This is a genomic window from Bacteroides sp. QWL-09, from assembly GCF_058683585.1.
In genome coordinates this window covers 135,040-156,677 of record NZ_CM178748.1, presented here as the reverse complement: position 1 = coordinate 156,677, position 21,638 = coordinate 135,040, and the positions used below count along the sequence as shown (strand labels likewise).

21 protein-coding genes and 2 tRNA genes are annotated in these 21,638 nt (G+C 42.1%); 5 read left to right on the top strand and 18 right to left on the bottom strand.

The window, feature by feature from the left end:
• Position 1: 1 nt before the first annotated feature.
• The 5 genes from rlmB to dnaN form a co-directional block, all read right to left on the bottom strand.
• Positions 2–745 carry a 23S rRNA (guanosine(2251)-2'-O)-methyltransferase RlmB gene (gene rlmB, locus AC4PG5_RS00665; protein WP_492029580.1) on the bottom strand — a complete coding sequence of 248 codons (744 nt, stop codon included), beginning with the start codon at positions 743–745 and terminating at the stop codon, positions 2–4.
• A gap of 89 nt (positions 746–834) precedes the next feature.
• On the bottom strand, positions 835–2,496 hold the full coding sequence (recN, locus tag AC4PG5_RS00660; RefSeq protein ID WP_492029579.1) for a DNA repair protein RecN: 1,662 nt from the start codon (positions 2,494–2,496) through the stop codon (positions 835–837).
• 47 nt (positions 2,497–2,543) lie between these two features.
• The gene (coaBC, locus tag AC4PG5_RS00655) at positions 2,544–3,746 is read right to left on the bottom strand and encodes a bifunctional phosphopantothenoylcysteine decarboxylase/phosphopantothenate--cysteine ligase CoaBC (RefSeq protein WP_492029578.1); all 1,203 of its coding nucleotides are present in this window, start codon (positions 3,744–3,746) and stop codon (positions 2,544–2,546) included.
• Positions 3,747–3,836: 90 nt separating this feature from the next.
• Complete coding sequence (locus tag AC4PG5_RS00650) at positions 3,837–4,616, bottom strand: exonuclease domain-containing protein (RefSeq protein WP_492029577.1); 780 nt, start codon at positions 4,614–4,616, stop codon at positions 3,837–3,839.
• Positions 4,617–4,705: 89 nt separating this feature from the next.
• Positions 4,706–5,830 (bottom strand): DNA polymerase III subunit beta, encoded by a 1,125-nt coding sequence (gene dnaN, locus AC4PG5_RS00645; protein WP_492029576.1) that lies wholly within the window; start codon positions 5,828–5,830, stop codon positions 4,706–4,708.
• Between the two features lie 176 nt (positions 5,831–6,006).
• Between dnaN and AC4PG5_RS00640 the strand changes: the two genes are divergently transcribed.
• Positions 6,007–6,381: a DUF3127 domain-containing protein gene (locus AC4PG5_RS00640; RefSeq protein ID WP_492029575.1), complete on the top strand. Its 375-nt coding sequence runs from the start codon at positions 6,007–6,009 to the stop codon at positions 6,379–6,381.
• Positions 6,382–6,496: 115 nt separating this feature from the next.
• Here AC4PG5_RS00640 and AC4PG5_RS00635 read toward each other — a convergent pair whose 3' ends face one another.
• The 4 genes from AC4PG5_RS00635 to AC4PG5_RS00620 are packed head-to-tail and all read right to left on the bottom strand — an operon-like array spanning position 6,497 to position 10,129.
• Entirely contained in the window at positions 6,497–7,255 is a 759-nt protein-coding gene (locus AC4PG5_RS00635) for an MBL fold metallo-hydrolase (RefSeq protein ID WP_492029574.1), read from the bottom strand.
• Between the two features lie 39 nt (positions 7,256–7,294).
• The gene (gene murB / locus AC4PG5_RS00630; RefSeq protein WP_492030652.1) at positions 7,295–8,311 is read right to left on the bottom strand and encodes a UDP-N-acetylmuramate dehydrogenase; all 1,017 of its coding nucleotides are present in this window, start codon (positions 8,309–8,311) and stop codon (positions 7,295–7,297) included.
• Between the two features lie 16 nt (positions 8,312–8,327).
• Positions 8,328–9,176, bottom strand: coding sequence for a DUF4348 domain-containing protein (locus AC4PG5_RS00625; protein WP_492029573.1), 849 nt, complete (start codon positions 9,174–9,176; stop codon positions 8,328–8,330).
• Positions 9,176–10,129, bottom strand: a complete 954-nt coding sequence (locus AC4PG5_RS00620; protein WP_492029572.1) for an NAD-dependent epimerase/dehydratase family protein — start codon at positions 10,127–10,129, stop codon at positions 9,176–9,178. Before AC4PG5_RS00620 ends, AC4PG5_RS00625 begins: the two co-directional genes overlap by 1 nt.
• A 134-nt stretch (positions 10,130–10,263) precedes the next feature.
• On the opposite strand from AC4PG5_RS00620, the gene kbl reads away from it, so the two are divergent.
• Positions 10,264–11,451, top strand: coding sequence for a glycine C-acetyltransferase (gene kbl / locus AC4PG5_RS00615; RefSeq protein WP_492029571.1), 1,188 nt, complete (start codon positions 10,264–10,266; stop codon positions 11,449–11,451).
• 117 nt (positions 11,452–11,568) lie between these two features.
• Here the strand turns inward: kbl and lysA are convergent, their stop codons facing one another.
• The 7 genes from lysA to hisH all read right to left on the bottom strand — a co-directional run bounded on the left by lysA (position 11,569) and on the right by hisH (position 17,737).
• The gene (gene lysA, locus AC4PG5_RS00610) at positions 11,569–12,729 is read right to left on the bottom strand and encodes a diaminopimelate decarboxylase (protein WP_492029570.1); all 1,161 of its coding nucleotides are present in this window, start codon (positions 12,727–12,729) and stop codon (positions 11,569–11,571) included.
• Positions 12,730–12,811: 82 nt separating this feature from the next.
• Positions 12,812–14,128: an aspartate kinase gene (locus AC4PG5_RS00605; RefSeq protein WP_492029569.1), complete on the bottom strand. Its 1,317-nt coding sequence runs from the start codon at positions 14,126–14,128 to the stop codon at positions 12,812–12,814.
• A 17-nt stretch (positions 14,129–14,145) separates the two neighbouring features.
• Complete coding sequence (locus AC4PG5_RS00600) at positions 14,146–14,904, bottom strand: cell division ATP-binding protein FtsE (RefSeq protein WP_492029568.1); 759 nt, start codon at positions 14,902–14,904, stop codon at positions 14,146–14,148.
• Entirely contained in the window at positions 14,886–15,500 is a 615-nt protein-coding gene (gene hisIE / locus AC4PG5_RS00595; RefSeq protein WP_492029567.1) for a bifunctional phosphoribosyl-AMP cyclohydrolase/phosphoribosyl-ATP diphosphatase HisIE, read from the bottom strand. The genes AC4PG5_RS00600 and hisIE overlap by 19 nt, the downstream gene beginning before the upstream one ends.
• A gap of 12 nt (positions 15,501–15,512) precedes the next feature.
• Positions 15,513–16,274 (bottom strand): imidazole glycerol phosphate synthase subunit HisF, encoded by a 762-nt coding sequence (hisF, locus tag AC4PG5_RS00590; RefSeq protein WP_492029566.1) that lies wholly within the window; start codon positions 16,272–16,274, stop codon positions 15,513–15,515.
• Between the two features lie 72 nt (positions 16,275–16,346).
• On the bottom strand, positions 16,347–17,066 hold the full coding sequence (gene hisA / locus AC4PG5_RS00585) for a 1-(5-phosphoribosyl)-5-[(5-phosphoribosylamino)methylideneamino]imidazole-4-carboxamide isomerase (protein ID WP_492029565.1): 720 nt from the start codon (positions 17,064–17,066) through the stop codon (positions 16,347–16,349).
• A gap of 80 nt (positions 17,067–17,146) precedes the next feature.
• A complete protein-coding gene (gene hisH / locus AC4PG5_RS00580; protein ID WP_492029564.1) occupies positions 17,147–17,737 on the bottom strand; it encodes an imidazole glycerol phosphate synthase subunit HisH in 591 nt (196 codons plus the stop codon).
• A 660-nt stretch (positions 17,738–18,397) separates the two neighbouring features.
• Between hisH and AC4PG5_RS00575 the strand changes: the two genes are divergently transcribed.
• From AC4PG5_RS00575 to AC4PG5_RS00565, 3 genes are all read left to right on the top strand, one after another.
• Positions 18,398–18,471: transfer RNA gene (locus tag AC4PG5_RS00575), tRNA-Asp, on the top strand.
• A gap of 36 nt (positions 18,472–18,507) precedes the next feature.
• Positions 18,508–18,581 (top strand) — tRNA-Asp (locus AC4PG5_RS00570).
• 316 nt (positions 18,582–18,897) lie between these two features.
• Positions 18,898–20,016, top strand: coding sequence for a lipid II:glycine glycyltransferase FemX (locus AC4PG5_RS00565; RefSeq protein ID WP_492029563.1), 1,119 nt, complete (start codon positions 18,898–18,900; stop codon positions 20,014–20,016).
• 139 nt (positions 20,017–20,155) lie between these two features.
• Here AC4PG5_RS00565 and AC4PG5_RS00560 read toward each other — a convergent pair whose 3' ends face one another.
• Positions 20,156–20,683: a nitroreductase family protein gene (locus AC4PG5_RS00560; protein ID WP_492029562.1), complete on the bottom strand. Its 528-nt coding sequence runs from the start codon at positions 20,681–20,683 to the stop codon at positions 20,156–20,158.
• Positions 20,684–20,818: 135 nt separating this feature from the next.
• Complete coding sequence (locus tag AC4PG5_RS00555) at positions 20,819–21,631, bottom strand: AraC family transcriptional regulator (RefSeq protein WP_492029561.1); 813 nt, start codon at positions 21,629–21,631, stop codon at positions 20,819–20,821.
• Between the last annotated feature and the right edge of the window lie 7 nt (positions 21,632–21,638).

Sequence of the window (21,638 nt, the reverse complement as noted above, 5' to 3'; positions counted from 1 at the left end):
ATTAATCGTTTGAACGTTGTTTCACAGCTTCATAGATCAATATTCCGGCAGCAACCGATACATTCAACGATTCGATAGTTCCCAACATTGGAATCTTAACCCACTCATCACATAAAGACAGAAGGTCATAGGAAACACCGGTATCTTCTGCTCCCATAATAATACACAACGGTCCTTTATAGTCGGCCTCAGAGTACATGTAGTCTCCTTTTTCAGTAGCCGCAATAATACGAAATCCACTATCCTTCAGATAACGAAGCGTATTTTTAAGATTTTGCTCGCGGCAAACAGGCAATTTATGCAATGCTCCGGCTGAAGTTTTTACCGCATCGGCATTGACCGTAGCACTTCCTTTTACAGGAATGATCACAGCATCCACTGCCGCACATTCGCATGTACGCGCTATCGCTCCAAAGTTACGCACATCAGTCACCCCGTCAAGCATCACGAAAAACGGATTCTTACCCTCCTCAAAAAGGAAAGGAACCAAATCTTCTGTCTTCTGATAAGTCACCTGAGAGATAAAAGCCACCACACCTTGGTGATTTTTTCTGGTAATTCGGTTAATACGCTCCACCGGCACTCTCTGCACAGGGATCAAGGTGCCTTTTAAGACAGAGAACAATTCTTTTGAAAGATCACTTTGAATATCTTTTTTCACGAGAATCTTCTCAATTTCTTTACCGGCTTGAATGGCTTCGATCACCGCTCGAACACCAAAAATCATTTCACTTTTATCAATCATATATTCTTTTTACTTTTTAATCGTTCTATTATTTAATTTTATAACGTTTTTATTTTTAGCCAAACGCTATCCGATCGAATATTCACCAATCAAGAGAGTCGCAACAATGCCTTAGCATTGCTCAAAGCAGCTTCGGTCAGAGTCGATCCGCTCAACATCTGAGCGAGCTCCTCCACACGTTCGTCGGTAGTCAGTCGTCGGATATAACTGATTGTTGTCTCTGCACTATCTTGCTTATAGACTTTATAATGAACCAAACCTCGAGCAGCAATCTGCGGCAAGTGCGTAATGCTGATGACTTGTCGGTTACACTCTCCCATCTCATGCATGATGTCGGCCATACGATCGGCAATCTCACCCGAGACTCCTGTATCGATCTCATCAAAAATAATCGTCGGCAGCTTCACCGCTCCGGCAATCATCGCTTTGATCGATAGCATCACTCTGGCAATCTCTCCGCCGGATGCTACGGAAGTAATATTTTGCAAAGGTACATTTTTGTTTGCAGAGAATAAGAAATTCACATGATCTTGTCCATGCAAACCAAGTTCCTTCTTTCGTCCGATCTCCACCTTAAAGCAGACGTTAGGCATCCCCAAAGGTAACAATCGCCCCATCAAATCACCTTCAACCTGTCGTGAAGCTTTCGTTCGGCTATCGGTCAGCTTATCAGCCAATGCTTGCGCCTGCATTCTTTTCTCATCAACCCTCGTCCGTAACCGATCAATGCTTTCGTCATACGACGTGATGGCCAGCAATTGCTTCTCATAATCACTCTTCAGTGTCAGAAGTTCGTCCAATGTTTGAACGCGATGTTTCTGTTGTAGCGAATAGATCAGATTCAGTCGTTCGTTCACTTGTGCCAGACGTTCAGGATTAAACTCTACAGACTCGGCCAGAGAAGCGATTTCTTGATAGACATCTTTAATCTCAATATACGAACTCTCAAAACGTTCAGCCAGTTCTTCGCTCGGACGGAAGATCTTACGCAAGCTATTTATTCCATTGACCCCTTCTTTAAGTAGCGACAACACCCCTCTCTCATCATCAGAGAAGATCTGTTCGACTTTATACAAGACTGCTTTAATATCTTCGGCATGACTCAACGTCTCAAACTCGCCCTCTAATTCACCTTGTTCACCAGATCGAAGTTGGGCTTCCTCCAGTTGTTCGAGTTGAAAACGAATAAAGTCTTCATCCGAACGACTCTTTTCCGCCAGATCAATTAGGTCGGCCAACTCTTTTTCTGTCTTTCTCCACGCCGCATACGATTCGGAATAAGCCGAAAGGGTTGCCTCATTATGAGACAAGATGTCCAATACATTAAGTTGAAAACCTTCTTTATTCAACAACAAATTCTGATGCTGCGAGTGCACATCGATCAATCGTTCACCCAACTCTCTCATTTGATTCAGAGAAGCCGGAGTATCGTTGATGAACGCACGACTCTTTCCCGAGTCCGATATCTCCCGTCGCAAAATACAATCTTCATCATACTCCAACTGATTCTCGTCGAAGAAAGATTGCATACCATAGTTGCCAATATTAAAACGTGCTTCAATAATGCTCTTCTTTGCCCCGCGACGAATAAGTTTCGCATCGGCTCGTTGCCCAAGAAGCAAACCAATAGCCCCAAGAATAATCGATTTACCAGCTCCGGTTTCACCGGTGATGACAGAAAACCCGGTCTCGAAGTTAATATCCAGTTTTTCTATTAAAGCGTAGTTTTGTATATATAAAGAAGATAACATATCTATTCTATTTTTTAGCTATCACCTACAGACTTTACAATAAAGCATTAAAGCGTTCCCAACTCATCGACTAAACGATTGACAATATCGACGGCCACTTCTTTCTTCGACTTCAACGCATAATCCGTACGACCTTTCCTGTCGATGATCGAGATTTTGTTCGTATCATGACGGAAGCAGGCTCCTTGATCGTTCAAGGAATTTAATACAATGAAATCGAAATTCTTCTTTTCCAATTTATGATGCGCGTTCTGTAATTCATCGTTCGTTTCAAGAGCAAATCCGACAAGTTTTTGTCGCTCTGTTTTAATCGCCCCTAATGATGCGGCAATATCTTTTGTAGCCTGTAACGTCAGAGTCAGTTCGGTATTTTTCCCACGTTTAATCTTCTCGTTCGCCACAGCTTCCGACGTAAAATCGGCCACAGCAGCACAAAGTATGCCGGCATCCGATTGAGGGAAATGAGCACTCGCGGCTTCATACATTTCGTGAGCACTCTCCACATCAATACGATGTATACCCGAATGTTTCGTCTTTAGTTGGACCGGCCCGGCGATCAGGGTTACCTCTGCTCCACGTTTGGCGCATTCTTCAGCCAACGCAAATCCCATCTTGCCAGAAGAGTAATTACCAATAAATCTCACCGGATCAATCTTTTCATAAGTCGGTCCTGCAGTGATGAGCACTTTCTTTCCTTCCAAATCGGAATCGGCAAAAAACTCATCCAACACCTGAATAATCTTTTCAGGCTCTTCCATACGACCTTTGCCTACAAGGTGACTGGCTAGTTCTCCTGTACCCGGTTCGATGATACGATTGCCATACGAACGTAAGATATCGAGATTCTTCTGAGTTGAAGGATGAGCAAACATATCGAGGTCCATTGCCGGAGCAACGAAGACCGGTGCTTTAGCCGATAAGTAAGTTGTGATCAACATATTATCCGCAATGCCGTTCGCCATCTTACCGATAGTGGCAGCCGTAGCCGGAGCAATAAGCATAGCATCAGCCCATAGTCCCAAATCAACGTGACTGTTCCAGGTTCCATCCCTTTGAGCAAAAAACTCGCTGATGACGGGTTTACTTGTCAAAGCCGACAAGGTAATAGGAGTTATAAATTCTTTCCCGGCAGGAGTTATCACCACCTGAACCTCGGCACCGGCTTTAATTAAGCCACGAATGATGTAACAAGCTTTATAAGCGGCAATGCTTCCGGTAATCCCTAAAATTATTTTTTTCCCTTCCAACATAATTTCAATCGATAGAAACGACTCTATTTCAACTAATGTTATATAAAAAAGAAGCATTGACAACTACAAAGCGATCAATGCATCGAAATATCATTTTGTAATCAGGTTACTCATCTCCCGTAAGCGAATCTTTGTCAGAACCGCCTTGGTATTCAGCGTAAAATCACTATTAAGCATCCAACCGTAATATCCGGGATCTTTTTTCAAAACCTCCGCGACAGAGGCACCTTTATACTTTCCAAAGTTAAAGACCTCTACTCCATTATCGTCATAAACCATGCGTCCCGCAAAATCGACATTCTTACCAAAGCTAGAAAATTCGGCCAAAAAAGCCATGTCGTTTTCTAATTCTTCATAACGGTCTAACTGCGATTTCAACACTTCGTAAGTCGCTCTAGTGTCTGCCTCCGCAGTATGCGCATCATCAAGATTCTTTCCACAATAGAACTTATACGCCGCAGAAAGCGTACGCTGTTCCATCTTATGAAAAATGACTTGTACGTCAACGAACTTACGCTTCGACATATCGATCTCTACTCCCGAACGCAAGAACTCTTCCGCCAAAACCGGAATATCAAAACGGTTTGAATTAAATCCGGCCAAGTCGCACCCTTCAATATCTTTAGCAATGTTTTTGGCTACCTCCTTAAAAGTTGGACAATCTACCACATCTTCATCATAAATGCCATGCACCTTTGACGATTCTTCTGGAATATGCATTTCAGGATTGATGCGAAGTGTTTTAGTCTCTTCATTTCCATTGGGGAAAACCTTCAAGTAGCAGATCTCCACGATGCGGTCTGTATTGATATTAGTCCCAGTTGTTTCTAGGTCGAAAAAGACTATCGGATTCTTTAAATTCAATTTCATTGCTATCTATATTAATCGAACAAGGCATTGATTGATCGGCACACTTAAGTGCTTTATAGAATCAACCAATGCCTTATTTGTTTTTATAATTAGTCGTTAAGCATCATTGGCATTAACAACATTAATAAATCTTCATTTTCTTCTTGTTCAACAGGAACGATCACTCCTGCACGTGAAGGATCGGCCAATTCAATCACCACTTCTTGAGACGGAATATTATTCAAAATATCGATCAAAAAAGTCGATTTAAAGCCGATACTCATCGCTGCGCCGGCATATTGGCACACTTGAGTTTCCTCTGCAGAAGTCGAGAAATCGATATCTTGTGCAGAAACGACAATCTGATTCTCTTGTAAACGGAGTTTAATTAAGCTGCTAGCCTGAGACGAGAAGATCGACACACGGCGTAACGCTCCAATAAACATCTGACGGTCGACCGTCACCTTATGTGGATTATTTTGAGGAATAACAGAGTTGTAATTTGGATAACGTCCTTCGATCAAACGACAAACCATCCGATAGTTATCAAGCATAAACATTGCATTACGATCGTCAAACTCAATGCTAATCGGATTCTGTTCTTTCTGAAGTAAGTTTTTCAAAAGGCTTGCCGGCTTTTTAGGCAAGATAAAGGCAGCACGTTCACTCCCCTTAGCAGCAAATGTCTTGCAACGTACCAACTTGTGACCATCCGATGCAACCATCGTGATGTCTTCAGTCGTAATATCAAAATAAATACCGTTCATTACCGGACGCAATTCATCATCAGCCGTTGCAAAAACCGCACGATTGATACCATTCAAAAGGATTCCAGCTTCGATATCTACACGAACTGCACTTCCGTCCAACTGAGCCGATTGAGGAAATTCGTCAGCGTTTTGTCCCATAAAACTGTACTTACCGTTCTGATACTGAACTGTAATTTCATAAGTACTCGAATTAATTTCAAAAACCAAAGGTTGTTCCGGAACCTCTTTCAGTGCTTCTAAAAGAGTCTTAGCAACCACAGCAAACGAACCGTTTTCATCACTATCGTTCACTTCTAAAGTCGTTACCATAGTTGTCTCACTATCAGAAGCAGTTACAGACAACGTTCCATCTTCAAGATTGAATAGGAAACAATCCAATATAGGCAGTGCATTTTTTGAATTAACCACACGGCTAACAGCTTGTAAGCGGCTGAACAAAGTGGTACTTGAAACGATAAATTTCATATATATTCGTGTATTAAAATTTTTTATTTCTGTTGCTTTATCTTAAAAGATATCTAGAACACAAAGTTACAAAAAAAGATTTAGCTTATCTAATAAAAGAAAAGAAAAACACAATGACAGACTCTTTGTATTACCAAAAAAATTGTACCTTCGCACCAAAATCAAAATTTATTATAATGGAATTTACCGGTAAAATTATTGCTATTCTACAACCTAAAGGTGGAGTGTCTAAAACTAGTGGTAACGAATGGAAAGCACAAGAGTATGTTATTGAGAATCACGATCAATACCCTCGTAAAATGTGTTTCGAAGTTTTTGGTACAGAAAAGATTGAGCAATTCAACATACAAATGGGCGAAGAGTTGACCGTCTCTTTCGACATTGATGCTCGTCAATGGCAAGATCGTTGGTTCAACAGTATCCGTGCATGGAAAGTCGATCGCGCCGGAGTAGCTCCTGCGATGGGTGGCGAAGTACCATTCTCACCTGTTCCTCCAACTAACACTCCTGATTTCATGAGCACAAACGATAATGACGACCTGCCATTCTAATTTGTGAGCCATAAAAAAGACCTCATTTAAGTCCTTCTAAGGCCTTAAATGAGGTCTTTTTATATGAAGAAAAGATCTTTCTATTTCAGTTTATTGTAAAGCCTCTTCCCAACGTTCATCCCTCAATCTCCAAACCATCGTAGGCCAAAAAGACAGTATCGGGCAACCGTCGCTGAATCTCAGCATGCAACCCCATATGATGGTTCATATGCATCAAATAGGTAATTTTTGGGTGCAACCGCTTCACAACCGCCAAGGCATCATCCAAAGTCTGATGCGTGGGATGAGCTTTCAATCGCAAAGCATTAATAATCAATATTTCGATACCATCCAACTGTTCATACGACTCTTCAGGCATAGAAAGCATATCGGTGATATAAGCTAGTCGGCCAATTCGATAACCCAAGATAGGAAGGGCACCATGCATCACAACAATCGGACAAATTTCAACACCACGCACCGTAAACGATTCGCCGGGCTGTATCTGTTTCAAAAAAATATTAGGAACACCAGGATAAGTCTTATCAATAAAACAATATGGCATCCGCTGACCAAGCTTTATCGCAACTTGATGTTCAGCGAATACAGGAATAGCACCAAAGCAACAAAATGGACGTAGATCGTCCAACCCGCCAACATGATCATAATGTTCGTGGGTAACCAACACCCCGTCGATTTTCTCAAAAGGCAACCCCAAGACCTGCTGTCTAAAATCAGGGCCACAATCCACCAATAATCGAACCTCGTCGATTTCAATCAAGACCGAAGCACGCAAACGTCTATCTCTAGGATCTTGCGAAGTACACACCTCACATTCACATCCAATTTGCGGTACCCCAGTAGATGTTCCACTTCCTAAAATTCGAATCTTCATGCTAAAGAAAAGATTTAATAACCCAATGGTTACCAACTATCAAATAAAATTAACTTCCGGATAAATATCGATATTAAACTTCTCACGTACCGATTGACGTACGGCATCGGACAACGCCACAATATCCGCTCCCTTGGCGCCACCGAGATTAACCAAGACCAAAGCTTGTTTGTGATACACACCAGCCGTCCCCAAAGATCGCCCTTTCCAACCGCAAGCCTCAATCAACCAACCGGCAGGAATCTTGATCCGTCCATCATTTAAATCATAAAAAGGCATATCGGGATATTGTATCTTTAGATGATCGAATACCGATCTTTCAACAATCGGATTCATAAAGAAGCTACCGGCATTACCATAGTCTTTAGGGTCGGGCAATTTCATCTGCCGAACGCGAATAATAACCTCGCGCAAGGTTGCAAGAGTAAAATCGGGATAAGCAGTCAGCTCATTTCTAAGAGCTCCATAATCGAGAGTATAATACTTCTCCTTACTCAGTTTAAAGGAGACATGAGTCACAAAAACAGTCTTGTGTTCTTTAAATGAACTATGACGATAACGATAATGACACTCCTCGACCGAATAAGATTTCTCTGCCCCTTCATCATTAATCGTATCGACCGATGCAATCACATCTTTAACTTCGACACCATAAGCACCGATATTTTGTACGGCAGCAGCACCAACCTCACCAGGAATCAAAGAGAGGTTCTCAATTCCATACCACTCTTTCTGAACTGCATACGCCACAAAATCATCCCAAACGACACCAGCACCGACACGTACTAATACGCTATCATCCGTTTCCTCGATCAATTCAATGCCTAAAATGCCCGAATGCAGAACCAAACCATCGAAATCGCCCGTAAACAACAGGTTACTTCCAGTCCCCACATGTAAATAAGGACGACTTAAAAGTCCTTTTTCAATAAACGACCGCAATTCATCGACAGAACGGTATTCAAAAAACAATTTGGTTTTCACATCCAACCCGAAAGTGTTGTGCGAAAGTAAGGAATAGTCACGTTTTAGCCATTCTCCATTCGGCTTATCCATCATAGTTTATATCTGTTTAAATGCTTGTATCTTCAAACTTATACAACTCCCAAGTTTCATCTTTACGTTGAAAATACAATATATTCGAAAATCCGTTACCAATTCCCTTCAACGCGATAATCTTAATCGAAGAACCCGGCTGATTCTGCTGACCGTAATTAATATTAAACAAAAAGTCGGTTGGCAGAGTCGGTTTAAACGCAAACCATTGATTCAAATCGAGCGTTGTCTCCAAGATTGAAAAATCATCATCAGGGTCGGTGGTAACAAAGTTCAGAGGTTCCCGGACATGATGGGTTTGAAACAAACTATCCGTTGCAAAACTTTCAAAAAAATCGAGAAAGTTATCCTCTTGACCTTTATTTATGTTCGACAATTTGATCTGTTGAAGCATCCACACCCCTCGGTTTCTCTGGAAAAGATAGGTTTTCATTATTCGCGTCTTCAAATAAGTAAATTCTACTTTCACCTTATTTAAAGCCGTATCCTCGACCAATTCCATATCCTTCTCCGAGTCGAACAAAAGGGTATAATACCCTTGCTTGACAAACAAATCATCATGCTTCCAAAATCGTTTTTCGATAGACATCTTCTTATCTTCGTTATAAAACGACAATGGAAAAACGATACGCTGTCTTTGCAGCGTATCGTCTGATGCGAAACGATATACAAAGTCATCAAAAGACTCATCCTCCTCCACCGGAAGGGGTTCGTCTATTCTGTCTTTTTTAAACACAGAGTCGATCTTGTTCCGCCTAGAATCGACTTCGTTTGTAATAGATGCAAAAGGGTCAATATTCGCTTTTTTGTTGTTACAAGCCCCACAAATCACCAATATTGCAACCCCTGCAATAATCTGTTTCATTATTTTAACTTAGCGCTTAACTTTTCAAGCATGTCTGCTGTCATAGAATCCAAATCGAAAGCAGGCTTCCAATCCCATTCTTGACGAGCACATGTATCATCTAAACTATCTGGCCAGCTATTGGCAATCCGTTGTTTCAACGGATCCACTTCATAACTCATTTCAAAGCTAGGAATATGTTTTTTGATCGCTGCAAAAATAGTTTCAGGATCAAAGCTCATTGAAGCGATATTGAACGAGTTACGGTGAACCAAGCGAGTTGGATCAGCCTCCATCAATGAAATCGCTGCATTCAATGCATCCGGCATATACATCATATCCATCAACGTTCCTTTACCGATAGGACATACAAATTTTTCTCCTTTTACTGCCGAATAATAGATATCCACCGCATAATCGGTTGTACCACCTCCCGGAGGAGTTACATTTGAAATAATACCGGGGAAACGTACCGAACGAGTATCCACTCCATATTTATTAAAGTAATAATCGCTCAACAACTCTGTAGTAACTTTAGAGATACCATACATTGTACGTGGACGTTGGATCGTATCTTGGGGAGTTAGGGTGTGTGGTGTACTTTCTCCAAATGAACCGATAGAACTTGGAGTAAACACCGCGCAATGATGTTCGCGAGCAACTTCCAAAACATTCCACAAGCCATCAATACCAATTTTCCAAGCCAATTTCGGTTTAGATTCCGCTACAACCGACAGTAAAGCCGCTAGATTATAGATGGTATCAATCTGATAGTTTTTTACAACAGATTCAATCATATCTATGTCTGTGACATCAACAATGGCCGATGGTCCCGATTCCTTCAGTTCTCCTTTAGGTTCGGCGCCTTGAATATAACCGGCAACAACATTTTCATTACCATAACGTTTACGCAATTCCATCGTGAGTTCCGAGCCAATTTGGCCGGTTGCTCCAATTACCAAAATGTGTTTCATTCTTTCTTTTAATAAGGTGTATTAAGCTAAATATGATGCAAAGTAAGCACTTTTTTTTCACATTTAAATTAAAAAGATATTGTTTATTCCAATAAAAATTGTCTCCTTTGCATATAATCTAAAAAACAAACACTATGTACGGTAAAATTAAAGAACACCTTAGTCAAACCTTGACTGAGATAAAAGAAGCCGGTCTCTATAAAGAAGAACGACTGATTGAGAGTGCACAACAAGCAGCCATTACAGTAAAAGGTAAAGAAGTTTTAAACTTTTGTGCAAATAACTACCTTGGTTTGTCCAATCATCCGCGCTTAATTGAAGCTGCTCAGAAGATTATGGATCGCCGTGGTTACGGTATGTCATCGGTACGGTTTATCTGTGGAACACAAGATATCCACAAAGAACTGGAAGCTGCCATTTCCGACTACTTTCAAACAGAAGATACGATCTTATACGCCGCTTGTTTTGACGCCAACGGAGGAGTATTCGAACCTTTGCTTAGCGAAGAAGATGCGATCATCTCCGACTCTTTAAACCACGCCTCTATCATTGACGGTGTACGTTTATGTAAAGCTAAACGTTATCGTTATGCCAATGCCGATATGGCAGAACTTGAAAAGTGTCTTCAAGAAGCACAAGCTCAACGTTTCCGTATCGTCGTAACCGACGGTGTATTCTCAATGGACGGTAATGTTGCTCCAATGGATAAGATCTGCGAATTAGCAGAGAAATACGACGCTTTGGTGATGGTTGACGAATCACACTCAGCAGGTGTTGTTGGACCAACAGGACATGGCGTAAGCGAGTTGTACAAGACTTATGGCCGCGTAGATATCTACACCGGAACACTAGGTAAAGCCTTCGGAGGTGCCATGGGTGGTTTCACAACCGGACGTAAAGAGATCATCGATCTATTGCGCCAACGCAGTCGCCCATACCTCTTCTCAAACTCAGTAGCCCCTTCGGTTGTCGGTGCCAGCCTTGAAGTCTTCAAGATGTTGAAAGAAAGCAATGCTCTACACGATAAACTGGTCGAAAACGTTAACTACTTCAGAGATCAAATGCTTGCAGCCGGTTTCGATATCAAACCGACACAGAGTGCCATTTGTGCGGTAATGCTTTACGATGCAAAACTTTCACAAGTTTATGCTGCACGTATGTTAGAAGAAGGCATCTACGTTACCGGATTCTACTACCCTGTTGTTCCAAAAGAACAAGCACGTATCCGCGTACAAATCTCTGCCGGTCACGACAAATGTCACCTCGACAAATGTATCGCCGCATTTATCAAAGTCGGGAAAGAATTGAACGTTTTAAAATAGAACGTTCCGTAACAGATAAACCAAAAGGCATTCGGGAGTCCCGAATGCCTTTTTTAGTTCAATAGGATCGCTCCATAAGCAACCCTATTCTTATCGGTTATTTCAAGTCCGGACGACTTAAATGAATTCCTCAGAGGTATATCCTTTAGGTAACTCGCGGCAATTATAGCTTGAAGCCATAATCTCGCCATAAGCACCGGCAGAGCGCAAAGCAACAAAATCGCCACGTTTCACTTTATTCAAGTCGATCGATTTACCGAACACGTCGGATGATTCACAGATCGGGCCCACCACATCATAAGCCTCAACTCCCTCTTCAGAAGAGATATTCTCTATTTTGTGATAAGCTTGATAAAGAGCCGGACGAAGTAAATCTGTCATTCCGGCATCAAGAATCGCAAACTTTTTATTCGTACCTTGCTTAACATAAAGCACTCTCGAGATCAACGATCCACACTGAGCAACGATGGCCCGTCCTAACTCGAAATGCAAAGTTTGATGCGGACGAAGTTTCAGCTGACCGGCATAAGTCGCAAAATAGTCTTTAAAATTTGGAATCGCCTGACGATTAGGGTGACCGTAATCAATCCCCAGACCACCACCGACATTGATATGTTCCACAATGATACGGCGAGCTTCCAACTTATCTTGCAGCTCATTCACACGGTTACACAGCGCAATAAAATCGCCCATATCGAGAATCTGTGAACCAATATGGAAATGAAGGCCGATAAACTTCACATGCTTCATCTCCAAAGCCAGATCAATCACTTGATCCATATCGTTCATACTGATTCCAAACTTATTCTCAGCCAGACCAGTTGTAATATTAGCATGCGTATGTGCGCCAACATCCGGATTGATGCGGAAAGCCACATTTGCCACTTTACCTTGCTTTTGAGCCAACTCGTTGATCACTTCCAACTCAGGCACCGACTCCACATTAAAACAAAAGATACCAAGCTCTAATCCTAAGTCGATTTCCCAATCAGATTTTCCCACACCGGCAAAAACAATCTTATTCGCAGGAAATCCTGCACGAATAGCTGCACGTATCTCGCCACCACTCACACAATCAGCTCCCAGTCCATTCTCTCTAATAATATTCAGAACCTTATGATTTGCATTCGCTTTGACCGCATAATGCACCTCATAGTTTGAATATTTAACAGCCTCACGTTTCACTTCAGCCAGCGTATCCCGCAAAACCTTTGTATCATAATAATAAAAAGGCGACCTTATATCTTGAAACTTATCAACAGGAAATATTCCTTTCATGGGGTAAAAACAGTTTAGTTAAAGTTTAAAAGAGCGCTTCCGATCGAACAGATCAAAAGCGCTCCTATATCAAATCAAATTATTATTCGTTAAAAAGCATTCGGCTTAATGCTTGTAAAGCCGCTTTCTTATCCGATTCCCGAATCAAGAAAGAGATGTTGTAGTTGCTTCCTCCAAACGAGATCATTCGTACAGGAATATCGCGCATGGCATCGAGTGCTTTCGCCTCAAAGCCGACGTTTTCCCATTCCAAATCACCAACCACACAAATGATACACATATCTTCGTCGACCGTAACCGTACCATACTTCTTCAGATCATCTAAAACCTCATTCAAGTGTTTGGTATTGTCGACGGTAACCGAAACCCCAACTTCCGACGTACAAATCATGTCGATAGAAGTCTGATAGCTTTCAAAGATTTCGAACACCTTACGCAAGAAGCCATGAGCTAAAAGCATACGGCTAGACTTAATCTTAATGGCTGTAATGTTATCCTTAGCCGCTACTGCCTTGATCTTACCTTTTTCCGTATCGTTAGAAATCAACGTACCCGGAGCCGACGGTTCCATGGTATTCAACAGACGTACCGGAATATTAGCATATTTCGCCGGCTGTACACAAGTTGGGTGCAAAATCTTCGCACCAAAATAAGCCAACTCCGCAGCTTCTTCAAAGTGCAACTGACGTACAGGAGAAGTCTTCTCCACGATACGCGGATCGTTATTGTGCATACCGTCAATATCTGTCCAGATCTGAATTTCCGAAGCATTAACTGCCACACCGATCAAAGAGGCCGTATAGTCACTACCCCCACGTTGCAAGTTATCAATCTCACCATAAGCATTGCGACAGATGAAGCCCTGAGTAATAAAAATCTCAGCTTCCGGATACAAATCAACCTGTGCATTCAGTTTCTCATGGATGTATACCGGATCAGGTTCTGCATTCTTATCTGTACGCATAAATTCTAAAGCCGGAAGTAAAACCGATTTCACGCCACATTCCTGTAAATAGAAATTGACCATTGCCGTAGAGATCAATTCACCTTGGGCCAATACGACTTTCTCTTCGAATAAGGTAAAAAGATCTTTTGTATACGAACGAATATAATCGAAGTAAGACTTCACTGCCTCTAAAGCTTTCTGTTTATATTCAGCAGTAGAGTAAAGTTCATCAATATGCTGTTTATATTTCACTTCCAGCGTATTGATAATTTCGTTCGCACCCTCCGGATTCTTCTTATACAGATAGTCCGAAATTTCCACCAAAGTGTTTGTAGTCCCCGACATAGCCGAAAGCACAACAATCTTTTTTTCACCATCGGTAATCAATTTGGCTACTTCCTTCATGCGCTGTGCAGAACCAACGGAAGTTCCTCCAAACTTTAAAACTTTCATTCTCGTTACAGTTTTAGTTATCTAATTAATTCTATTTCAATTGTCTTTACTTTCTTCGAGTGTAAAGGATCATTCTCTTCATGTGAAGCACGATCGGCAAACTCAGGCGTGACATCAACCAATTTATGATCGACACAACAGTAAACCTGTCCCGGATATTGTCGCGGCAACTGCAAGTTGTGTGTGGTCATCACCACAGCCGAACCACTTTCACAAATGCGGTGCAACAGCTCCACAATCGCCTTACTCGTTTCCACATCGAGATTTCCCGTCGGCTCATCGGCCAAAATAATATCCGGAGCATTTAGCACAGCCCTTGCAATCACAATACGCTGCTGTTCACCTCCCGACAATTCATTAGGGAATTTATATCCCTTATTATCCATGCCTACTTGCTGCAACACCTCGTATATACGTTCCTTAATCGCCTGCTTATCGGTCCACCCGGTAGCTCGCAACACAAATTCAAGATTATCGTATACACAACGATCGGTGAGCAATTGGAAATCTTGAAAGACGATACCCAACTTACGGCGCAACTGCGGGATATGTTTCCGCTTCATGCTCCGCATGTCGAAGCCCAAAACCTGAGCCTCACCGTCCATCACTTCCAATTCGCCATAGAACGTTTTGAGTAAGCTGGTTTTTCCGGTACCAACCTTCCCTATTAAATAAACAAATGCTCCTTTTCGAAGTTCGAAATTGACGTTCCTCAGCACAGCTAGTTCCTGCTGATGAACCTCAACCTCACTATATTTTATGAGTGTCTCTTCCATGTATCGTTATGTCTACTCTCCAATTCGCGTGCCAAATCCTCTAGGCGATAACCTTTAGAGGTCAATAAAACAATCAGGTGATACAATAAATCGGCTCCCTCATAGATCAACCGTTCATCGGTACCATTGGTCGCTTCGATAACCGCTTCCACAGCCTCTTCACCAACCTTTTGAGCCATCTTATTCACGCCCGATTGAAACAAACTCGTGGTGTACGACCCTTCAGGCATCTCTTGATAACGACGGTCGATAAAGTCCTGAAGAGCCTTCAAGAACAATACCGGTTCCTCATTCGTCTCTCCCCAGCACGTATCCGCACCGGTATGACAAACCGGACCTACCGGATCAACCTTAATTAAAAGTGTATCATGGTCACAGTCGGATGTGATCGACACCACATGAAGAAAATGTCCACTCTCTTCGCCTTTCGTCCAAAGACGATTCTTTGTGCGACTAAAGAAGGTCACCTTGCCTCCCTCTACTGTGCGCTCGTAAGCCTCCTTATTCATGAAGCCGAGCATCAAAACCTTATTCGTTTTGTCATCTTGGATGATCGCCGGAACAAGTCCGTTCATCTTGTCAAAATCCAATTCCATGTACTCTTACTTTTAATCCAATATTCTCATCGTAACACCTTGGCTACAAAGATACAATTTTAATTCGGGAATCTTTATTTCTCCGAAATGAAAAACACTGGCAGCCAACGCTGCATCTGCTTTTCCTTCGATAAAAACAGTTTTAAAATCCTCTTTCCGTCCTGCACCGCCCGAGGCGATGATCGGAATAGAAAGTCGATCGGCTAGTTCCGCCAACGCCTCATTGGCATATCCGGTCTTCACCCCATCGTGATCCATACTCGTGAACAGCAGTTCGCCCGCTCCACGTTCTTGTGCCTCTAATGCCCAAGCAGACAACTCACGCTCCGTTTCCAATCGTCCACCATTCAAGTAGCACTTCCAGCCCCGATCGGTTTGTTTAGCATCGACTGCCAAAACACAAACCTGCGATCCGAAGTGCTTTGCAATCTGATCGATCAAGTCGGGCTGACGAATAGCCGAAGAGTTGATCGAGATCTTATCGGCGCCGGCATTTAACAAACGGTCAACATCGCTCAACTCATTAATTCCCCCGCCAACCGTAAAAGGAATATTAATGTTCGCCGCAATACGTCTCACCAATTCCACAAACGTCTTCCGTTTTTCGTGACTTGCAGTAATATCGAGAAACACCAACTCATCGGCTCCTTGTTCGCTATAAAACCGAGCCAACTCCACCGGATCACCAACTTCTGTCAGATTGACAAACTGAGTCCCTTTGACCGTCTGTCCATCTTTTATATCCAAACAAGGTATAATACGTTTTGCTAACACCGTTCTCTATTTTTAGTAACCGTCTACAACGGTCATGATCATACTTATCATTAAAAACTCATTAAACGAAAGCTACGAAAAACGTTGCAAGTCGTGCAACGACACCCGTCCCTCATAAAGAGCTTTTCCAAGAATAACTCCCGGCACTCCGGCCTCTTCGAGTGCCACAATATCATCTAAGCAACCCACACCCCCACTTGCTATGAGGTGAAGTGTCGCATGTTGTTCTAAGATCTCGCGATAAAGCTTCATCGACGGTCCCTTAAGCATTCCGTCACAATCAATGTCGGTACAGATCACCTTCTTCACCCCGTGTCCGATGTATTCATCAAGGAATGGAAATAAATCACGAGTCGTCTGTTCCTTCCAACCGTTAACCGCTACCTTATACTCTTTCACATCAGCACCCAAGATGATTCGCTCTGCGCCATAAGTCTCCAGCCAATGCAAGAAACGTTCCGGATGACTCACCGCAATGCTACCGCCGGTAACCATCTGCGCACCACACTCAAAAGCAATACGCAAATCATCGTCACTCTTCACCCCGCCACCAAAATCGACCACCAAAGCCGTCTCCGTAGCCACACGTTCCAAGATCCGATAGTTGACAATATGCTTCGAAGCTGCCCCATCAAGATCGACCATGTGAAGACGGCGAATACCGTTATCTTCAAAAGCCTTAGCCACCTCAACAGGATTCTCATTATAGACCTTTTTAGTGTCATAATCCCCTTTCGACAGTCGTACACATTTGCCATCTATAATATCAATAGCAGGAATAATCTCTATCACTTTGTTTAAATTTTAATCGATTAATGGGTTAGATTCATTCAACTTCGACCAAGTACCGGCTTATCGCTGTACGAAACAGCTTACAGACTTAGGAAGTTATGCAAGATATGCTCGCCGACTTTTCCGCTTTTTTCGGGATGAAATTGAGTGGCGTAAAAGTTATCTTTATGAATGGCGGCAGTAAACGGATGGATATAGTCTGTTTCCGCAATGGTATGCTGACCTTTAGGAACATAAAAGCTATGGACGAAATAGACAAATTCCCCTTCGGCAATGTCGGTAAACAGCGGACTCTTCAGTTGTCCGATAGTATTCCATCCCATATGAGGAACCTTCTCATCATGTCGAGTGGGAATGAAACGCTTCACGTCCACATCAAAGAGGTTCAATCCTTCCACATGCCCCTCTTCCGAGAAACGACACATCAGCTGCATCCCCAAACAAATGCCCAAAACAGGCTGTGTAAGCCCCTTGATCACGGAATCCAATCCGCTTTGAGTCAAATAACGCATCGTGGTTTCCGCCTCACCGACACCGGGGAAGATCACCTTATCGGCGGAACAAAGCACCTCTTTATCGTCCGTGATTACCGCCTCAACACCCAAGCGTCTTAAAGCATAATCGACAGAGTAAACGTTACCTGCATTATATTTTATGATTGCAACTTTCATTCATTATCCAATATTGTACACGATCTACCTCTATAAAATGATCAATCAAGGACTAATCATCGTTCATTTCGCAAAAATAACGATTTATTGCAAAAGCACGAATATATAAAGCAAAAACTTCCGTTAAGAGGATAAAATAACGTAATTATATCAATAAAACCACTTTTTATTGATAATTTATACATTTCACGGGACCTATTAAAACAATATAATAGAAAGACACTTTCCCCTTTATCCTCGGAAGGTTCCTCGTATCACACAAAAAATATCAACAGAAAATTCACTTTTCCGAAGCATATCCAAGACTAGCTGTACCAGAACAAGTCAAATTTCCCCTCTTTTTCATCGCAAAGAATGGCAACTCCTGCGAGAGTCGACCGCCCGCTCATAACAATTCAAGTCCCCGTTTAGAGCAATAGACTGCCCCTTTTTATCGCTTACTGCCGATTTAAAAAGTCGATCGGAAAGAATAGCATCGAATAGTCGCCCATTTGGATAAAAAAAATAACGATCAGAAAGTACTCAAAATGAGAGAGTAAGAATAAAAGTACAAAAAACAAGGAAAAAACTTTCTCCAAAACACTTGCAGATATGCAAAAAACAACTACCTTTGCATCCGCAATCGAGAGAGATGCGAATTAAAAAAAATAATGAAATTTTGGTCTGGTAGTTCAGTTGGTTAGAATACATGCCTGTCACGCATGGGGTCGCGGGTTCGAGTCCCGTCCAGACCGCTTTCAAAAGCGATTTTTTAATTTTATTTCAATCTTGGTCTGGTAGTTCAGTTGGTTAGAATACATGCCTGTCACGCATGGGGTCGCGGGTTCGAGTCCCGTCCAGACCGCGAAAGCGAAAAAGTTCCGCAAAATAATTTTGTGGGACTTTTTATTTATATGAAAAATCCAAGCGGAGACGTTCAATTTCTCCGGATATTATTGAGTCATACCGAATAGTTTTCCGAGATCACCGGAATGCTTCTTTAAGATAAGCCAAGACTTCTTTTCAATGAAATCTCATAGCAACAATGAGAAGTTGCCCGTTCATGTTCGATCAACAACAAACCCTCAGTCCTTATCTCCTAAGAGCCATCATTCATTTCACACGTCAATACGTCCGGGGTACACCTTATTATATATAATTGATTAAAGTAAAACAGCAAAATGACACTAGACCTAGAGCCAAAAGAAATTGTGAATGTGTACGACACCCCAATCATACAACAAACCTCATTTTGGTCGAAAGTAAAGCGACACCAAGGTATCAACTCCAAAGCCTTTGAATTTAAAGTGCGTAACAGCGACCTATACGTCAATGTTGGAGGCTACTCATGCACCCAATCGGATATTCTGATGTTTTTCCAATATTTAAACTCGGAAGATTGCATCGCCTATCTCCCCTACGGCCCGGAAGTTGAACCTTCGGAAGAGAATCAAGGTGCTTTTCTGGAAGAACTCTCCGAATCGCTCCGATCGTATCTACCCAAAAACTGCATCACCTTACGCTACGACTTAAATTGGGAATCGCATTGGAGTAAAGAAGACGACTTCGATGAGGACGGCTTATGGAAGGGTGAACCCGAACAACATATTCAAGAATTCAGGTTCAACTTCGGCACAACCGAATGGAACTTTAAGAAAGCCAATCAGAACATCTTGCCAACTAATACCATCATTGTCGACTTGAGTGCCGATGAGGATCAGATCTTGGCACACATGAAGATGAAAACCCGATACAATATCGGCTTGGCCAAGCGGAAAGGCGTAGAAGTTAGAGTGGCCGGGAAAGAAGGATTGGACATTTGGTACGCTCTTTATCAGGAAACAGCCTTGCGGAACGGGTTACACATCAATGACATCGATTGTTTCAAAGCTGTTCTACTATCGAAAATGGAAAGAGAAGACGAGAACGTACAAGTCCGACTCCTTATCGCATATCACGACGACGAACCTCTGGCCGCCATGTTCTTAGTACTCTCGAGCCACCGAGCCACCTATCTATATGGCGCTTCGGCTTCACACAAACGCAACCTCATGCCAACTTATCTCTTGCAATGGGAAGCAATGCGTCTCGCAAAAGAGAACGGATGTACCGAATACGACATGTTCGGCGCCGCTCCTCGTCCTGAGCCTTCACACCCGATGTATGGCCTTTACAAGTTTAAGAAAGGTTTTGGCGGCGATATGTTCCACCAAATGGGGTGTTGGGATTATCCGCTCGATGCCAATAAGTATGCCCAACTACAAGCCCACGAAATGAACCTTCAGGGTTATTATCAATAGGAAAGCCGGAAAGAAAAATTCTGTCCTGTTTTCTTTTTCTTCCTTGCTCTATAAATTAAAAAGATCTATTTTTGACAGGTTTTGATCCTTCCGACTGTCGACCGGAAAGATCAAAACCCATTTATTTTAGTTCGAACAGTCATTCAAGGTATTCTTCCAACATCACCGTTTCATCCAGTGGTTTACGTTCGGTAGTATGCCGATTTTCATCTAAAAAGCCAACCTTAGGATAACCTAAAACGAGTAAGGCTGTCGGTTCGATATAATCCGGAATAGAAAACTCCTTTCTTATGATCAAAGGGTCGAACAAACCTATCATAACACTACCGATGCCAACCTCTCTTGCGGCTAGCATCATGTGATCTGTTATGATTCCAATATCTAAATCACCGGAACATTTACCATCAAAAGGCCTAATCAAAGCCTCCCTTGTATCTCGGCAAATCACCAGCACACCTTGCGATCCAAAAGTTTTATACGCCTTCTGAATTTTTCTTATATTATCGGGAGATCGAACGACGATAATCCGCTGAGGTTGTTTATTACATGCCGTTGGAGCCACGCGTCCTGATTCCAATATATAATCCAGCTTTTCCTTCTCAATAGGTTGTTTGGTAAACGACCGGATAGTACAGCGACGTTTCGCTAAATCTAAAAATCTCATCATTTTCTTTTGGTTTTACGATTTAAATAAGATGCTACCCTTTTTGACGAGCCGCATTCCATGACAAACGGTTCATCAGAATAGACCACAACAAAAGTACTTAGGAAGAAAGGCAGAAATAGTGTATAAAAACGACTTTTATGATTCTAGATAGATACGAGTCGTGATTGAAGAAGGCAACATTAAGAAAGCAGAAGGAGTATTGCCAGATAATCGTTTAACTTCACGCGAAAGATGCGGAACATCATAATACCCTGCTGCGACAGCCGTTGATAACAAATTATCATTAGGCATTTTCCTTAATAGGTCAATTGCATTCCAGAATCGAATGATTTGACCATATTCTTTTGGAGAGTATCCCGTATAGATCTTAAATTTTCTCTCGAGATGACGTTGACATAAACAAACAGTGCTAGCCAATGCACGCATAGACAACACTCCCTTGCATTGATTAATCTGATCTACAGCAAAAAGAATTTTCTCATCCGTTTTAGGATCGTACTTCTTTAGTTGCACAACCAAAAATTGATCTACAACCTCAGCAACTGCGTTATGCATCCACCCTTCGTATAATCTTTCAATAAAAGAGCCTTCAAAGAGATTTGTTAAATCGCTAGCATGGCATTTATGATTTACCAATTCATTTAAAGGCAATCCCATCAAACGATATAGTCCACCCGGTAAAAAACGAATACCAAACACATGTACGTGGTTGGACAATGTGACTAATTCGGTATGCGTATTCATTGGCCCAACAAAATACGAATGATACGGTTGCATCTCCAATGCATTGTTTATGTCATGTACCCCCTCCCCAAGAGTAAATACAAAATCGGTACACCCATACGGCGGTATACTTATTCTTGTTTCATATTTAGGTTGCCCCTCATATTCCCAGTATCGATCAATATAAGGAGATAAGAGATCACACGGCAAATATTCTTTATACATCCAATCA

Excerpts from the sequence above, each read along its gene's own strand:
- rlmB (WP_492029580.1), bottom strand. The coding sequence starts at position 745 with ATGATTGATAAAAGTGAAATGATTTTTGGTGTTCGAGCGGTGATCGAA.
- recN (WP_492029579.1), bottom strand. The coding sequence starts at position 2,496 with ATGTTATCTTCTTTATATATACAAAACTACGCTTTAATAGAAAAACTG.
- coaBC (WP_492029578.1), bottom strand. The coding sequence starts at position 3,746 with ATGTTGGAAGGGAAAAAAATAATTTTAGGGATTACCGGAAGCATTGCC.
- AC4PG5_RS00650 (WP_492029577.1), bottom strand. The coding sequence starts at position 4,616 with ATGAAATTGAATTTAAAGAATCCGATAGTCTTTTTCGACCTAGAAACA.
- dnaN (WP_492029576.1), bottom strand. The coding sequence starts at position 5,830 with ATGAAATTTATCGTTTCAAGTACCACTTTGTTCAGCCGCTTACAAGCT.
- AC4PG5_RS00640 (WP_492029575.1), top strand. The coding sequence starts at position 6,007 with ATGGAATTTACCGGTAAAATTATTGCTATTCTACAACCTAAAGGTGGA.
- AC4PG5_RS00635 (WP_492029574.1), bottom strand. The coding sequence starts at position 7,255 with ATGAAGATTCGAATTTTAGGAAGTGGAACATCTACTGGGGTACCGCAA.
- murB (WP_492030652.1), bottom strand. The coding sequence starts at position 8,311 with ATGGATAAGCCGAATGGAGAATGGCTAAAACGTGACTATTCCTTACTT.
- AC4PG5_RS00625 (WP_492029573.1), bottom strand. The coding sequence starts at position 9,176 with ATGAAACAGATTATTGCAGGGGTTGCAATATTGGTGATTTGTGGGGCT.
- AC4PG5_RS00620 (WP_492029572.1), bottom strand. The coding sequence starts at position 10,129 with ATGAAACACATTTTGGTAATTGGAGCAACCGGCCAAATTGGCTCGGAA.
- kbl (WP_492029571.1), top strand. The coding sequence starts at position 10,264 with ATGTACGGTAAAATTAAAGAACACCTTAGTCAAACCTTGACTGAGATA.
- lysA (WP_492029570.1), bottom strand. The coding sequence starts at position 12,729 with ATGAAAGGAATATTTCCTGTTGATAAGTTTCAAGATATAAGGTCGCCT.
- AC4PG5_RS00605 (WP_492029569.1), bottom strand. The coding sequence starts at position 14,128 with ATGAAAGTTTTAAAGTTTGGAGGAACTTCCGTTGGTTCTGCACAGCGC.
- AC4PG5_RS00600 (WP_492029568.1), bottom strand. The coding sequence starts at position 14,904 with ATGGAAGAGACACTCATAAAATATAGTGAGGTTGAGGTTCATCAGCAG.
- hisIE (WP_492029567.1), bottom strand. The coding sequence starts at position 15,500 with ATGGAATTGGATTTTGACAAGATGAACGGACTTGTTCCGGCGATCATC.
- hisH (WP_492029564.1), bottom strand. The coding sequence starts at position 17,737 with ATGAAAGTTGCAATCATAAAATATAATGCAGGTAACGTTTACTCTGTC.
- AC4PG5_RS00565 (WP_492029563.1), top strand. The coding sequence starts at position 18,898 with ATGACACTAGACCTAGAGCCAAAAGAAATTGTGAATGTGTACGACACC.
- AC4PG5_RS00560 (WP_492029562.1), bottom strand. The coding sequence starts at position 20,683 with ATGATGAGATTTTTAGATTTAGCGAAACGTCGCTGTACTATCCGGTCG.
- AC4PG5_RS00555 (WP_492029561.1), bottom strand. The coding sequence starts at position 21,631 with ATGTATAAAGAATATTTGCCGTGTGATCTCTTATCTCCTTATATTGAT.